Source organism: Marinomonas spartinae, from assembly GCF_900089775.1.
GTDB lineage: Bacteria > Pseudomonadota > Gammaproteobacteria > Pseudomonadales > Marinomonadaceae > Marinomonas > Marinomonas spartinae.
On record NZ_FLOB01000003.1, the window covers coordinates 77,114 to 91,090 of the forward strand.

General features: G+C 42.5%; 17 protein-coding genes. 3 read left to right on the top strand and 14 right to left on the bottom strand.

Annotated elements, in window-relative coordinates; translation table 11 throughout:
- Positions 1–594, top strand: coding sequence for an SIS domain-containing protein (locus MSP8886_RS08095; RefSeq protein WP_067014779.1), 594 nt, complete (start codon positions 1–3; stop codon positions 592–594).
- 185 nt (positions 595–779) lie between these two features.
- Here MSP8886_RS08095 and MSP8886_RS08100 read toward each other — a convergent pair whose 3' ends face one another.
- The 10 genes from MSP8886_RS08100 to zapE all read right to left on the bottom strand — a co-directional run bounded on the left by MSP8886_RS08100 (position 780) and on the right by zapE (position 8,843).
- Positions 780–2,018, bottom strand: a complete 1,239-nt coding sequence (locus tag MSP8886_RS08100; RefSeq protein ID WP_306455646.1) for an ATP-binding cassette domain-containing protein — start codon at positions 2,016–2,018, stop codon at positions 780–782.
- A 102-nt stretch (positions 2,019–2,120) separates the two neighbouring features.
- Positions 2,121–2,447 carry a hypothetical protein gene (locus MSP8886_RS21890; protein ID WP_083200877.1) on the bottom strand — a complete coding sequence of 109 codons (327 nt, stop codon included), beginning with the start codon at positions 2,445–2,447 and terminating at the stop codon, positions 2,121–2,123.
- Between the two features lie 142 nt (positions 2,448–2,589).
- Complete coding sequence (locus tag MSP8886_RS08105) at positions 2,590–2,973, bottom strand: stringent starvation protein B (RefSeq protein ID WP_067014782.1); 384 nt, start codon at positions 2,971–2,973, stop codon at positions 2,590–2,592.
- Positions 2,974–3,292: 319 nt separating this feature from the next.
- A complete protein-coding gene (locus tag MSP8886_RS08110; protein WP_067014785.1) occupies positions 3,293–3,925 on the bottom strand; it encodes a glutathione S-transferase N-terminal domain-containing protein in 633 nt (210 codons plus the stop codon).
- A gap of 97 nt (positions 3,926–4,022) precedes the next feature.
- Positions 4,023–4,757, bottom strand: a complete 735-nt coding sequence (locus MSP8886_RS08115; protein ID WP_067014788.1) for a cytochrome c1 — start codon at positions 4,755–4,757, stop codon at positions 4,023–4,025.
- Complete coding sequence (locus tag MSP8886_RS08120) at positions 4,757–5,998, bottom strand: cytochrome b (protein WP_067014792.1); 1,242 nt, start codon at positions 5,996–5,998, stop codon at positions 4,757–4,759. The genes MSP8886_RS08115 and MSP8886_RS08120 overlap by 1 nt, the downstream gene beginning before the upstream one ends.
- Complete coding sequence (petA, locus tag MSP8886_RS08125) at positions 5,998–6,594, bottom strand: ubiquinol-cytochrome c reductase iron-sulfur subunit (protein WP_067014794.1); 597 nt, start codon at positions 6,592–6,594, stop codon at positions 5,998–6,000. The genes MSP8886_RS08120 and petA overlap by 1 nt, the downstream gene beginning before the upstream one ends.
- Before the next feature lie 160 nt (positions 6,595–6,754).
- Complete coding sequence (gene rpsI / locus MSP8886_RS08130) at positions 6,755–7,147, bottom strand: 30S ribosomal protein S9 (RefSeq protein ID WP_067014797.1); 393 nt, start codon at positions 7,145–7,147, stop codon at positions 6,755–6,757.
- A gap of 14 nt (positions 7,148–7,161) precedes the next feature.
- On the bottom strand, positions 7,162–7,590 hold the full coding sequence (gene rplM / locus MSP8886_RS08135; RefSeq protein ID WP_067014800.1) for a 50S ribosomal protein L13: 429 nt from the start codon (positions 7,588–7,590) through the stop codon (positions 7,162–7,164).
- Positions 7,591–7,742: 152 nt separating this feature from the next.
- The gene (gene zapE, locus MSP8886_RS08140; RefSeq protein WP_067014803.1) at positions 7,743–8,843 is read right to left on the bottom strand and encodes a cell division protein ZapE; all 1,101 of its coding nucleotides are present in this window, start codon (positions 8,841–8,843) and stop codon (positions 7,743–7,745) included.
- Positions 8,844–8,971: 128 nt separating this feature from the next.
- Here zapE and MSP8886_RS08145 point away from each other — a divergent pair, with 128 nt between their 5' ends.
- Positions 8,972–9,430: a ZapG family protein gene (locus MSP8886_RS08145; protein ID WP_067014806.1), complete on the top strand. Its 459-nt coding sequence runs from the start codon at positions 8,972–8,974 to the stop codon at positions 9,428–9,430.
- 86 nt (positions 9,431–9,516) lie between these two features.
- Here MSP8886_RS08145 and MSP8886_RS08150 read toward each other — a convergent pair whose 3' ends face one another.
- The gene (locus MSP8886_RS08150) at positions 9,517–10,278 is read right to left on the bottom strand and encodes a Nif3-like dinuclear metal center hexameric protein (RefSeq protein ID WP_139063117.1); all 762 of its coding nucleotides are present in this window, start codon (positions 10,276–10,278) and stop codon (positions 9,517–9,519) included.
- 16 nt (positions 10,279–10,294) lie between these two features.
- Between MSP8886_RS08150 and MSP8886_RS08155 the strand changes: the two genes are divergently transcribed.
- Complete coding sequence (locus MSP8886_RS08155; RefSeq protein ID WP_067014812.1) at positions 10,295–11,347, top strand: S1C family serine protease; 1,053 nt, start codon at positions 10,295–10,297, stop codon at positions 11,345–11,347.
- A 94-nt stretch (positions 11,348–11,441) separates the two neighbouring features.
- Here MSP8886_RS08155 and MSP8886_RS08160 read toward each other — a convergent pair whose 3' ends face one another.
- From MSP8886_RS08160 to hisG, 3 genes are read right to left on the bottom strand one after another with little or no spacing between them, the layout of a single operon-like run.
- Positions 11,442–12,032, bottom strand: coding sequence for an SRPBCC family protein (locus MSP8886_RS08160; protein WP_245659063.1), 591 nt, complete (start codon positions 12,030–12,032; stop codon positions 11,442–11,444).
- On the bottom strand, positions 12,001–13,332 hold the full coding sequence (gene hisD, locus MSP8886_RS08165; RefSeq protein WP_067014816.1) for a histidinol dehydrogenase: 1,332 nt from the start codon (positions 13,330–13,332) through the stop codon (positions 12,001–12,003). The genes MSP8886_RS08160 and hisD overlap by 32 nt, the downstream gene beginning before the upstream one ends.
- On the bottom strand, positions 13,332–13,976 hold the full coding sequence (gene hisG, locus MSP8886_RS08170) for an ATP phosphoribosyltransferase (RefSeq protein ID WP_067014819.1): 645 nt from the start codon (positions 13,974–13,976) through the stop codon (positions 13,332–13,334). The genes hisD and hisG overlap by 1 nt, the downstream gene beginning before the upstream one ends.
- Position 13,977: the final 1 nt, after the last annotated feature.

Here is a 13,977-nt window from a genome sequence, read left to right on the forward strand (position 1 = left end):
ATGGATTTTCAAGAAGCAATTTATACTCAATTTGCCCAAAGTTTCGAAGCTCAGCAGCAAGCACTAGAAAGCTTGCCTCCTTATATTGAGCACGCTGCTCGCGTTATTTTTGCTAGCATTGCTGGCGGTGGTAAAGTCGTGTGTGTGGGCAACAGCACTGGTGCCCACCTTGCCCAATACTTTAGCACTCTCATGCTAGACAGAATGGATAGAGAACGTCCGGGCCTACCCGCAATCAATCTAAGTGGTGATGCCGCCGCCTTAATGTCGATCTCTCATAACGACAGCTATCATGATGTGTACTCTAAGCCGATTACTGCTATTGGCAACCCTGGTGATGTGCTATTTGTCGTCGCTAATAAGGGTAACACCTCCCCTATTATCCAAGCCATTCAAGCCGCCCATGAGCGCAAGATGAGCATTGTTGCACTCACTAGCCCTGAGGCGAAAAATATTTCCTCCTTAACCTCCAGAGACGATACAGAAATCAAAGTCAACCTGTTAGGTACCGCTCGCGTCCATGAATGCCAAATCACGGTTGTTCATACTCTCATTGACCTGATTGAACGCCAACTTTTTGGTTACGACGAATAAGGACGCTTGTCTGAAAATATAGATAACAGTTTGCGGTTCAAGGCAAGCCGCAAATCTGACAGACGATTAACGAGATATTTAATCGTCCCTGAGTAATCGCATTTTTGGTTTAAAACACCACTGTCCAGGGAATAATTATCTATACATATTATTTAGGCTTCAAATAAAGACAGCCAAGTCATTTATTAGTTTAAGTGAACTATATTATCTGTATGGTTAATGATGTCTGTACGATGAGTTATGGCAATGACTGACACTTCTTTAGCAATATTTCTAATATATTGCATAACATCGTTTTGTGTTGCCTCATCAAGACTAGAGCTTGCTTCATCCAAAAATAAAAATTGTGGCCTACTATAAAGCGCACGAGCAATAGCAATACGTTGACGCTCCCCTCCAGATAAGTTGAGCCCACGCTCACCAACCTGTGTTGAGAAACCATCTGGAAGCGATGCTATTTTTGTAAGAATCGCAGCCTTTGCTGCAACACTTTCTAACCAGTTTTTATCAATCGGCCTTCCTAGGGTAATGTTTGCTTCTAACGTATCGTTCAATAAAATAATTTCCTGGGGCACCACGCCGATACAGCTATACCAATCTTTTCGATTAATTTGATGTAAGGCTTGGTCATCAACATAAATAGATCCACTAGAGGGCTCAGCATACTTCAAAGCAAGCTTAAGAAGCGTTGATTTCCCTTTGCCAGTCTCACCCGTAATAAAGGTAATGCCTCCCCTTTTAGCAGTAAAACTAATTCCCGATACTCCCCGACCATTTTTATAAAAAAAGCTCACATTGTTAAATGTCAAAATACCTTTTACCATTTCTTTATCTAAGTACGATGTCTGGACGCTTAATTCTATTTCTTCAGGAATAGCCCACATCTTTGCAAAAGGTTTGAACTCAGTCAAAGCCCGCATAGCCCCTTCAATCGCAAGGCCAGCCATTTCAAACGGACGGTTTAGCTGCAGCAACAACATATTAAACAACACGATATCACCGACAGAAAGCTCACCATTATGATAACGAGGCAAAAAGATGGTAAAAGTAATGATAAATTGGAGGCAGAGCACGACACCATAAACCACTGAAAACTGAACTTTTCTCAGAGAATAACGTCGCCAGTTATGCAATATTTCTTTAGCGCCATGATGAAAACGTCGACTCATCCAATCTGTTGCATCAAAATAGCGCAGGGTTTCCATCAGTGTTACTGCATTACCAACCAATTGAGCGTTGCTTTGTCCTTTTTGAGTTGCTTCTTGAAGATACTTTCTTGTGATTTTATTAGAGAAATAGGTAAGTGACATATAAATTACGCCATAAGCTATAACAATCAATACAACTCTCATATCAATTGTTAATCCTAAAACTAGCAGAGTGAACACAAGTTGAGCTAGGCCAGGTAGGATGACCATGAACATTAGCTGAATAAGAATATTAACCGCTTGTGCACCTTGTCGTTGCACCGCATGAATTTCAGCTGGATTATGCTCAATAAAGAAGTGGGGGGGCTTTTTAACTAGTCATTCAAAGAAACTCGTCGCTGCAATAAAATTAAGGCTTTCTGCGAGCATCGAGGATAAATAATTTACAGCACTATGAAGCGTCAGCGATAAACCTATCAATAAGGCATAGAACAGTATTAAAACAGTCGCCCTCTCCTGCCATTGATTTCCTGTCATGCTATCAATCATCTTTGAGAAAACATATGGAGCTAATACAGAGGTAGCAGCGGAAACTAAAATCACCAAAGAGACAATTAATAGAAATAAGCGGGAGGCCTTGACAAATTTACGAATAATTTGAAAAAAAGGCCCAATGACTTTTTGAGAATCTATTTTTTCTTCCATAACCAAAAGACCTCACATATTACTTTTAACCCTTGCTAAAAATAATGGCACTGCCGTAGATACAGAAAAAGGCTTCCGAGGAAGCCTTTTTCTGTATCTAAAACCATTGGCTATTTGCCGTTTGCACTCATCAAAAAAGGCATTATTTAACCACTTTTAAGGTAAAACCCTTCTTAGGCGGTGTTGGTGGAGTTGGCTCTGGCGCTTCTTCTGGAAACTCTTCATCAGGAAAAACAAAGCCATCGCCATTTTCCTGCGCATATAATGCTAATGCAGCCTGAATAGGTACATACACTTCCATGGGCTTACCACCAAAACGTGCACCAAAAGACACACCACTTTTATCCATTATCAAGTTACGAACTGCCGACATGCTAATATCCAGCACAATCTGACCATCTTTTACAAATTCTCGCGGAATAATCGTACCAGCCTGATCCGCATCCACCAAAAGATAGGGTGTCATGTCATTATCGGCAATCCAGCTATAAGCCGCGTTCAATAAATATGATCTTTTTGGTAACATTTTTACTCCTACAACCATCTAGCTTAACGCTTGATCGAATGAAAATGGTTTATGTTATTCACGTCTTCCCCAATCAAGTAGCCCCTTTCACATCAGCACAGCCTTCATGATGGAAAACTTAAGAAAATTGATAACTGATGGTAACACATGGCATTGACTCATGTTACTCAGCACAAAGACGACAAATGGAAAATTGCACCAATAAAAGTCATCAAAGTGTAAAATCGCTCATTTAAGGTATAAAAAAAGAGCCATTGTGAAGTGACTCTCTTTTTTATACTGGCTATGACCTATAGATAACAATAAATGCGTTGATCAGTTAATCTAAACGCATCTCTTGCTCTGCCTCAGACAGGCTTTCTTTGAAAGAGTCGCGCTCAAACACCAGATCCATATATTTATATAAAGCACTCGCCTGCTCTTTAGGAATATCGATTCCCAAAGAAGGTAAACGCCATAGGATAGGTGCCAAACAGCAATCAACGATGGTGAACTCATCGCTCATAAAATAAGGCTTCTCTGAGAAAATGGGAGAAACACTAATCAAACCTTCGCGTAACTCTTTTTGCGCTTGAGCGACAGCCTCTTTGTCCTTGCTAGAAAGAATCAAATCAACCAGTTTCGCCCAGTCACGCTGAATACGGTACATGTACAAACGACTTTCTGCACGAGCAACCGGATAAACAGGCAACAAAGGCGGATGAGGAAAACGCTCATCAAGATATTCCATCATGACATTAGGCTCATACAGAACCAGGTCACGATCTACTAGCGCAGGCAACTCATTGTATGGATTCACATCAGCCAACTCTTCTGGCTTATTGAATGGGTCCACATCAATGATGTCCACAGTAACAGCTTTTTCTGCCAATACAATACGAACTCGATGGCTGTAATGATCTTCACCATCGGAGAAGAACGTCATTGAAGAGCGCTTAGCAATAACACCCATGTATAACCCCTTTCTTAAAAACAACACACACCCATGATGGGCAAACTTAAAATTGACCAGCTAAATCCATTATTGAGGGATAGGACTGGACGATAACTTATCTAACATCACGCCAAAATTCTTTTTTCAACAAATAAGCAAACACACTAAACAAAGCAACAAACAGCAAAACTTTTAGCCCTAAAGATTCTCGTTCAAAACGCGAGGGATCCGCTGTATAAGCTAAAAAGTTCGCGGTATCGTATGCGATTTGCTTAAAATCTTGTTCCGAAATCCTTCCTTTTATCTCCCCGGCCACCGTACGGCAACCGTGACCAGCCTTAAATGCTGTCTCTCCTTGCTTACATTGCAGCAACCTTTGACCTTGCAAATGCTCAAGCACGTTGGGCATTGCCACATTCTTAAGCAACAGGTTATTCACCCCTAGAGGACGTGATTTATCTTGATAAAAGCTTTGCAAATAATGATATATCCAATTAGGACTTCGCCGTTTTGCCTCAAGCGTTAAATCAGGCGCTTTTGCACCAAACCAACGTTTTGCATCAGCTGGCGTCATAGCCGCTGTAATTTGATCGCCTATTCTAGCATATTTTGGTAATAAATTTTCCTCAAATAATGCATTAGGAATACCTAAATCAATAGAAATTTCCTTATAACGCATATAACTAAGCTGATGACAGCCAGAGCAATAATTTGAATAAATCTTTAACCCCCGCTGCAAAGAGGCTCGGTCATTAAAATCAGGTGTCATTATCCCCTGATCACTCACAGCCGCGACAGCAGAAAGGCTGAAAAAGCAGGAAAGCAGCGCAATAAAGATAGCTCTATTCATCACAGGGATACCCTTTCCGGCACAGGCTTAGTCGTTTCAAAACGAGAATACCAAGGCATCAATAAAAAATAAGAAAAATACCCCAAGGTAGCGAACTGTGAAATCCAAGTCGTCGCCTTACTAACAGGCAAGCTTCCCATCACTGCCAGCACCAGAAAACTCACCACAAAGAGGCCTAAAAAGCATTTACTTAAATACCCTTTATAGCGAATGGATCGAACAGGGCTTTTATCCAGCCAAGGCACAAAAAACACGATAAGCACCGACGACATCATGACGACCATACCCAAGAATTTCGCATCAAGCCCGAACAGCGAAAAAGTAATGGCACGTAACATGGCATAAAAAGGCGAAAAATACCAAGCCGCCTCTATATGCTCAGGCGTGATTAAAGGATTAGCAGGCTCAAAATTCGATTTTTCTAAAATAAACCCAAAACCATCAGGGAAGAAGAAAATCACCACACAAAAAAGAAAAAGAAAAACAGCAATGGCTAAAATGTCTTTAGTAATAAAATAAGGAGAAAAAGGAATGCTATCCAAAGGCACGCCTTTTTTATTCACGTGCTTTTTAATATCAACGCCTTGAGGATTGTTTGAACCAACATGGCGCAGTGTCGACAAGTGTAAATACACCAAGAACACCATCAATATAGGGAACGCAATAATATGCAATGCATAGAATCGCCCCAACGTGACACCAGACACAAGGTAATCGCCTCGAACCCACTGCTCTAAGCCTTTGCCAATCACGGGAATACTTCCAAATAGTGAGGTAATAACCTGAGCGCCCCAATAAGACATTTGCCCCCATGGCAGCAAATACCCCATAAAGGCTTCGATCATAATGATAAAATATAGAGTCATTCCCAATAACCATACCAACTCCCTAGGACGCTGATAGGAACCGTACATCAAACCTCGTAACAAATGAATATACAGTACGATAAACAAAGCCGAAGCACCGGTTGTATGCATATAACGAATCAACCAACCGTAGGGCACATCTCGCATAATATATTGAATAGAAGCAAAAGCATTAGCTGCGGTAGGCGTATAGCTCATTGCCAACCAAATGCCTGTGATCAGCTGATTAAATAACAGCAACATCGCCAGAACACCAAATACATACATGGCATTCAAATTTTTGGGAACGTAGTACTCAGAGAACTGTTTTTTATAAAATGCCTTAATTGGGAAACGCTCATCCAACCAATTAATCACCCTAGAGAAAAAAACCACTACGCATCTCCTTCAGCATTTTGGCCAATACCGATGACGATAACTCGATTGTTTTTAAAGTGATAAGGCGGAACAACAAGGTTGGTTGGCGCCGGGTAATGTTTATAGACTCGTCCTGCCAAATCGAAACGCGAACCATGACAAGGACAAACATATCCCCCATACCACTGCGCATCGCCATCAGACGCTGAAGTTGGTTGATAGGTTGGAGAACAACCGAGGTGGGTACAGATACCCACTAAGACTAAATATTCTGGTTTAATGGAACGATAAAGGTTATCGGCATAGGCAGGCTGTTGATCAACAGAAGACAAAGGATCCACCAACTGCTCGTTTAGCTTTGGCAAATCGTTAATGGTTTGAGCCGTACGTCGCACTATCCAAACGGGCTTTCCTTGCCAAGCAATCGTCATTTGCTGACCTTCCTCAAGCTTACTTACATCAACTTGAACAGGGGCACCAGATGCTCTTGCCGCATCACTAGGCTGCCAAGAACACAAAAAAGGCACGGCGACACCGACACCCCCGACCACTCCCAAAGCGGTGGTCGAGCCAACCAAAAATCGACGACGACTTTTATTGATTTTTTCTTCCAAGCAGCTCGCACTCCATTGAACAATAACAAAACAATATTCTATTGAATAAACACAATTAACTCTATGTTCTGCCTAAAAAATACAATTCAACAAATCGCAAAACAAAAAAAACGCCTGGTGAAAAACACCAAGCGCTTTGATAGTAATCCGAAAACGAAAATTAACGTTTTGAGAACTGAGGACGACGACGAGCTTTGCGTAGACCCACTTTTTTACGCTCAACTTCACGAGAGTCACGAGTAACGTAACCAGCAGAACGTAAAGTACGACGTAGAGTCTCATCGTATTGCATCAACGCACGAGTGATACCATGACGGATTGCACCGGCTTGACCAGAGATACCACCACCTTTAACAGTGATGTATACATCAAATTTTTCAGTTGCTTCTACTAGCTCAAGAGGCTGACGAACAACCATGCGAGCCGTTTCGCGACCGAAGTACTGGTCAATTGAACGGTTATTGATAACTAAGTTACCAGAACCGGCTTTAAGGAACACACGAGCGGTAGACGTTTTACGACGACCTGTACCGTAGTATTGAGTAGCTGACATAATGATCTTCCGTATTAAATGTTAAGTTCTTGAGGCTGTTGCGCAGCATGTGGATGCTCTGCACCAGCATACACTTTCATTTTCTTGTGCATTGCACGGCCCAAAGGACCTTTTGGCAACATACCTTTAACGGCGATTTCAAGAACGCGCTCAGGAGCGTGATCAATCAACTTCTCGAAATTCATAGAACGCAAGCCGCCTGGGTAACCAGTGTGGCGGTAGTATTGTTTCGCAGCTGCTTTGTTACCAGTAACGTGAATTTTCTCAGCGTTGATAACAACGATGTAATCACCAGTATCAACGTGTGGAGTGTATTCCGCTTTATGCTTACCGCGTAAACGGCGAGCGATTTCAGTAGCCAAACGGCCTAGAGTTTTGCCTTCAGCATCAACCACGAACCAGTCGCGGCGTACTTCAGCAGGCTTAGCTGTAAAAGTTTTCATCAAAAAACCCTTTCAATACGCGTGCTTAACGCACGCTATACCTATTATTATTGGTTGACCAAACACTTACATGTTTGAGCAACGTACACATACCTCTAAAAAGGCGAGCGAAGTATACATGAGTCTATATAAATAATAAAGCCGAATTACGGTTATGGACGGTGCTCCAGAGAAAGGTATTCCTCAGACTGCATCTCCAGCAAACGACTCACCGTACGATCATACTCAAAAGCTAAGCGGTCACCCTTATAAATGTCAGGAATATCAACATCTGCTGTGATGATGACCTTTACATGGCGATCATAAAACTCATCAATCAGGTTAATAAAACGCCGCGCTAGATCATCTCGGGTCGCATCCATTTGCGGCAGATTGGAGATCAGTATCGTTGAGTAGAGTTTCGCAATCTCAATGTAATCCACCTGACTACGAGGTCCATCACATAAAGCATAAATATCAAACCAAGCCATGTCATCACAGCTTTTCACCAATGGTATTTGACGACCCTCTATCTCGACCGCCCCACCCGCTTGAATGTGTGATGCATCAGAAATCAAACTCATAAAACGATCTTCCAGTATCTGGTCTGACTTCTCCGTAAGAGGAAAATGATATAACTTTGCCTGCTTCAAGGTACGCAAGCGATAATCAATACCACCATCAACATTCATCACTCTAGTATGCTTATTTACAAGGTCAATCGCAGGCAAGAAACGTGCTCGCTGCAAACCATTTTTGTATAAACCATCCGGCTCAATGTTCGATGTCGCCACCAGCGTGGTGCCATTCTTGAATAGCACGTCCAACAAGCCAGCTAATATCATGGCATCGGTTATGTCTGTCACAAAAAATTCATCAAAGCAAAGCACTTGAGCCTTTTCAGCAATGTCCTTACCAACAATCTCTAGTGGATTTTTAACATGTTCATGCTTGCGCATTTCTTTATGAACCATCTGCATAAAGCGATGAAAGTGCAGACGCATTTTTTTATCGGTTGGTAGACATTCGTAAAACGTATCCATCAAATAGGTTTTTCCGCGACCTACGCCCCCCCAGAAATACAGGCCTTTCTCTACATCGACACCTTTCTTTTTACGAAAAATCCCGAACAAGCCATTAGACTCAGGTTCATTTTGGCGCGCTACCAGACGATCGAATAAATCTTGAAGAGCCAGTACTGCTTCTTCTTGCGCTGGGTCATAATGAAAATCTTCTCTTTCTAAATCTTGCTTATACCGAGTAATAGGTGTCATTGTTGCTCATTCATTCGATTAAATTAGTGAAGACATTCTAACAAATAGATACTTAAACAACACCTACCATGGTGTCATCGTTTGAGGATTTCAGGCTATAATGCTTTATTGATTTTTAGGAGTAAGCCATGATCTTAGAAGAATTCAACATTATTGTTTTTATTACTGGCGTAGTCGCAGGGGTCGCGGTCGCCCTTATTTTAAAGAGCATCACTACCAAAAACACAAAGAAAAACACGGTTTCAAACACTAATGCCATTACCATTAAGTCATTACAGGAAGAACTAGACAAAAAACAAGTCATTATCGATAATTTTTTCTCAGACAACAGCGATCACTTATTAGCCTTAGAAAAACGTCTTGCCGAGTTAAGAAGCAGCCTGTCAAATGGCGCAAACCAGTTAAGCCACATTCAAATAGAGCCAGCTTCTCCCTCAACACTACAGCAAGAGCTGGCAAATGAGGACAGTTTAGCTGAGCCTCCAAGAGACTATGCACCGAAAAGTGATGATGGACAAGGCATGTTAAGTGAGAAATTTGGACTCAAAAAGCAAGCCGAATTTACCGAACCAAAGCGTACCATTTAAAAGCAAACTCGCGTCATACAATGACAGTCACCAGCACCTAATCCAAAGCGGCACACAAGCCGCTTTTTTGTTATTAAAACCAGTGATTATGCGGGACTATCTATGTCAACAAACACCGCATCAAGACCATGCTCGTTAGACAAGAACTCCGCTATAGCTTTCGCGCCAAAACGTTCCGTCGCATGGTGCCCTGCAGCAACAAAGTGAATCCCCATTTCTCGGGCAATATGGATTGTTTGCTCAGAGACTTCGCCAGTAATATAGACATCCGCCCCAAGCTTGGCTGCCTGCTCAATATAACCTTGTGCGCCCCCTGTACATAGGGCCACCTTTTGAATAGCCTTATCATTGACTACTTCAAACAGAATGTCTCGCTGAACCGCTTGTTCAACCAAGACCTTAAACGCATCCGCTTCAATAGGCTTACCTAAACGACCTACTAAACCAATCGATTGCTCTAAAGGAAGAGAAGGCTGCAAAGGCGAACGATCCGTTAAACCTATGGCATCCGCCAAACCTGCATTGTTACCAAATACAGGATGGGCATCTAACGGCAAATGGTAACCATATAAATTGATGTCATTTTTGATCAAAGCGGAAACTCGTCGATACTTCATTCCCACAATTTGTGGCGCCTCATTTTTCCAAAAATACCCATGATGCACAAAAATGGCGTCGGCTTGGTAATCAATCGCCGCCTCAATTAACGCCTGACAGGCTGTTACACCGGTAACAACACGCTTAATCTCGGCTTTTCCTTCCACCTGCAAGCCATTAGGGGCATAATCCTTAAACAAGTTTGGGCTCAATGTTCGGTCTAATAACCATTCAAATTCACTACGTAGCAAAACAACCTCGACATTTATGACACATAAAAAACAGTGGATGCCTCTCATTATCGCCATTCTACTTGGCACTTGTATAGGATTAGGCACCCTTCTTATTCAAGAAAAAAACAAATTAGCAGAAACGAGCTACGCCTCTTCCGTCAAAAAAGCCGCCCCTTCCGTTGTCAATATATATACTCAAACAGAATCTCCCAAGCGTATCTTAGAACATAACAATGACCCTCGCACAATCAACCTTGGCTCCGGTGTCATCATGTCTAAAAAAGGCTATATCTTAACCAATTATCATGTTGTGCAAAATGCCAGCCACATTGTGATTGGTCTCCATGATGACAGACAAGCAGAAGCTAGGTTAATAGGTTCTGATCCAGCGACGGATTTAGCGGTGCTGAAAATAGATTTGCCCAACCTCACTCCAATAGAGCTGGGAAATAGCCAGACAATTCAAGTGGGAGACAAAATCCTTGCCATCGGCAATCCTTTCGGCATTGGACAAACGGTGACAGCTGGCATCATCAGCGCCAAAGCCAGAAATAGTATTGGCCTCCATTCCCATGAGAATTTTTTACAAACCGATGCGGCGATCAACCCAGGCAACTCTGGCGGTGCACTGGTTAATTTAAAAGGCCAACTAATTGGAATAAGCTCTGCCATTTACTCCAGCACGGGGGGCTCTCAGGGGATAGGCTTTGCCACACCCGTGAATGATGCCCTTAAAATCATGACTCAGTTAATTAAATACGGCAAGGTAACACGCTCATACCTTGGTATGGACACTAGAAAGATCAATCAACAGTTAGCCAAGAGCCTAGACTTACCTGTTGATCATGGTTTGCTTGTCAGCAACGTTATCCAACAAAGCCCCGCAGACAAAGCAGGTATCGAAGTGGGCGATATTATCGTTAAAATCGACAACATCCCAAGCACCAACCCCTTTGAAACCAGACAAAGAATCGCCAATATGAAACCAGGATCAGTCATTTCTCTACTTGGTGTCAGAGGACAACAATCCTATCAAGCTAATATCAAACTAGAAAAACAACCGATAATGCAACATTCAATCAATTAGCCCTGATTGATTGAAATAAAAGCGAAGAGAAATAAAAAGCGCCATAAAAATGGCTTATAGAAAAAAACAAACCTGCACAACACTAAAGTAGGCCTTACTGACCTACTTTTGTTTCAACAATGTCTTTCAAACGATCCAGACTTCTTTCAAAGTTACTACCAGCAATGCGATTAGCAAGTAAAGCCACATAGGGGCTAAGCAAACCAGCTCGAAGCTTACCTTGAATCAACCAATCAACCTTGGTTTTGCCACCAATAGACTGCAAACGAATCACATTACGAACTACATCGACCTCAGGCTTAGGCTTGACATCAAAAGTAAGTTGATTGTTTCCGATGCTAGTAATCGTAAGACTGCCGACCTTATCGGTTTTATTATAATGAATCGTAGCAGAGCGCCCTTTGGTATAAACACCATTAAAGGCTTCCACTCGACCATCACTAATATACATCCAGTTTGGCAAGGCATTCCCATCCAACAACACAGTCATTACGGTTTGCTTGGATGAGTCTATTGTTACAGACCGCTCTACTTTATAATTCGTTGGCAGCAACAATCCCACGATTACCACCGCCAAAATGACAAAAGCAGAAATACGCGTAACAGTGCGCAATTTATAAAGCGCTTTTGGGTGCTCAGACGCCTTTGACTTCTTACTCGCCATGTTGCCCTGCTGTTTGTTCATCGATAATACGATATTCAGCAGACATAGCATGCGCCTCTAAAGATTCGCCACGAGCCAGCGGAGAAGCTATTTTAGCCAGCGCACTTGCCCCTTCTGATGAACAGTTAATCAAAGAGCTACGCTTTTGAAAGTCATAAACGCCAAGCGGAGAAGAAAAACGCGCTGTACCAGATGTCGGCAACACATGGTTCGGCCCCGCACAATAATCACCCAATGCTTCAGGTGTATGTCGGCCCATAAAAATGGCACCAGCGTGACGAATCTTCTCAGCCCACTTTTCAGGCTCATCGACCGATAACTCCAAGTGTTCTGCCGCCACAATATTCGCAATATCCATGGCTTCATCCATGTCTTTAACATGCACAAACGCACCACGATTTTCCAAGGACACTTTAATAATATCACGGCGACTCTGCGTTTCGATTAAACGCTCCATAGACGCTTTAACATCATGGATGAATTGCTTGTCAGGTGAAATTAAAATGGCTTGAGCATCTTCATCATGTTCTGCTTGAGAAAATAGATCCATGGCAATCCAGTCTGGATTTGTTTTGCCATCGCAAACCACAAGTATTTCAGATGGGCCAGCAATCATATCAATACCAACCGCACCAAATACCATACGCTTAGCTGTTGCAACAAAGATATTACCAGGACCAACGATCTTATCTACCTTAGGAATGGAGTCTGTACCGTATGCCAAGGCTGCCACTGCCTGTGCACCGCCGATCGTAAATACACGATCTACGCCAGCAATGTATGCAGCCGCTAAAACGATGTCATTCACAAAACCATCAGGTGTCGGTACCACCATGATAATTTCACCAACACCGGCCACTTTTGCAGGCATTACGTTCATTAATACAGAAGAAGGGTAAGCGGCCTTACCGCCAGGCACATATACCCCGACACGATCCAAAGGCGTTACCTTTTGACCAAGGATCGTTCCATCCGCTTCTTGATACTGCCAAGAAGGCTGTTTTTGACGTTCATGATAATCATGAACACGCTTAGCAGCCGCTTCTAAACTGGCAGTTAGCTCATCACTCACTCGCAATTTGGCAGCAGCCATTTCTTCACGGGAGATCTCAAGCTCAGCAGCAGACGTCACCTGACGACGATCAAACTTATTGGTAAATTCAATAACCGAGGCATCACCATGTTGGCGTACCTGATTCACAATATTGGTTACCGCATCCTGAACTGATAAATCAGATACAGAATCCCATGCTAATAGGCTCTCTAATTCTGTTAAAAAACCATCAGAACCAGTGGAGAATTCTCTAATATTTAAATTCACTACTTATCCTCATTATTGTCAACTGCACGACGAAGCATCTCAATAATTGGCTCAATCTGGGCATATTTTGTTTTATAAGCCGCCTTGTTAACCACCAAACGCGAACTAATGTCGGCAATGAAATCCCGAGGCTCCAGACCGTTCGCTTTTAAGGTATTGCCAGTATCGACAATATCCACGATCAAATCAGCTAACCCCATGATAGGAGCCAATTCCATCGCACCATAAAGCTTAATCACATCAGCCTGAATACCCTGCTCAGCGAAATAAGCTTTAGCAGTCTTAGTAAACTTAGAGGCAACTTTCAAACGGCGAGCTGGCAGAGCCTCCCCCACCACACCAGCGGTCATCAGACGGCACTTTGCAATTTTTAAATCCACCAACTCATACAAGTTTTTGGTTGAAGCTTCCATTAATACATCTTTACCCGCGACACCGAAGTCCGCTACACCATGCTCCACGTATGTTGCCACATCCGTGGCTCGCAAAACCACTAACTTAATATTGTCATGGTTAGTATCAAAAATTAATTTACGGCTTTTATGAATATCTTCCGCAGGAATAATATTGGCTTTTTCTAATAGCGGTAAAGTTTCATCAAAAATTCGCCCTTTAGACAGGGCAATCGTCAAAGTATTACTCATA

Excerpts from the sequence above, each read along its gene's own strand:
- MSP8886_RS08155 (WP_067014812.1), top strand. The coding sequence starts at position 10,295 with ATGACACATAAAAAACAGTGGATGCCTCTCATTATCGCCATTCTACTT.
- hisG (WP_067014819.1), bottom strand. The coding sequence starts at position 13,976 with ATGAGTAATACTTTGACGATTGCCCTGTCTAAAGGGCGAATTTTTGAT.
- MSP8886_RS08100 (WP_306455646.1), bottom strand. The coding sequence starts at position 2,018 with ATGTTCATGGTCATCCTACCTGGCCTAGCTCAACTTGTGTTCACTCTG.
- MSP8886_RS08115 (WP_067014788.1), bottom strand. The coding sequence starts at position 4,757 with ATGAATAGAGCTATCTTTATTGCGCTGCTTTCCTGCTTTTTCAGCCTT.
- rpsI (WP_067014797.1), bottom strand. The coding sequence starts at position 7,147 with ATGTCAGCTACTCAATACTACGGTACAGGTCGTCGTAAAACGTCTACC.
- MSP8886_RS08110 (WP_067014785.1), bottom strand. The coding sequence starts at position 3,925 with ATGGGTGTTATTGCTAAGCGCTCTTCAATGACGTTCTTCTCCGATGGT.
- MSP8886_RS08145 (WP_067014806.1), top strand. The coding sequence starts at position 8,972 with ATGATCTTAGAAGAATTCAACATTATTGTTTTTATTACTGGCGTAGTC.
- MSP8886_RS08160 (WP_245659063.1), bottom strand. The coding sequence starts at position 12,032 with ATGAACAAACAGCAGGGCAACATGGCGAGTAAGAAGTCAAAGGCGTCT.
- MSP8886_RS08095 (WP_067014779.1), top strand. The coding sequence starts at position 1 with ATGGATTTTCAAGAAGCAATTTATACTCAATTTGCCCAAAGTTTCGAA.
- MSP8886_RS08105 (WP_067014782.1), bottom strand. The coding sequence starts at position 2,973 with ATGTTACCAAAAAGATCATATTTATTGAACGCGGCTTATAGCTGGATT.
- MSP8886_RS21890 (WP_083200877.1), bottom strand. The coding sequence starts at position 2,447 with ATGGAAGAAAAAATAGATTCTCAAAAAGTCATTGGGCCTTTTTTTCAA.
- rplM (WP_067014800.1), bottom strand. The coding sequence starts at position 7,590 with ATGAAAACTTTTACAGCTAAGCCTGCTGAAGTACGCCGCGACTGGTTC.
- zapE (WP_067014803.1), bottom strand. The coding sequence starts at position 8,843 with ATGACACCTATTACTCGGTATAAGCAAGATTTAGAAAGAGAAGATTTT.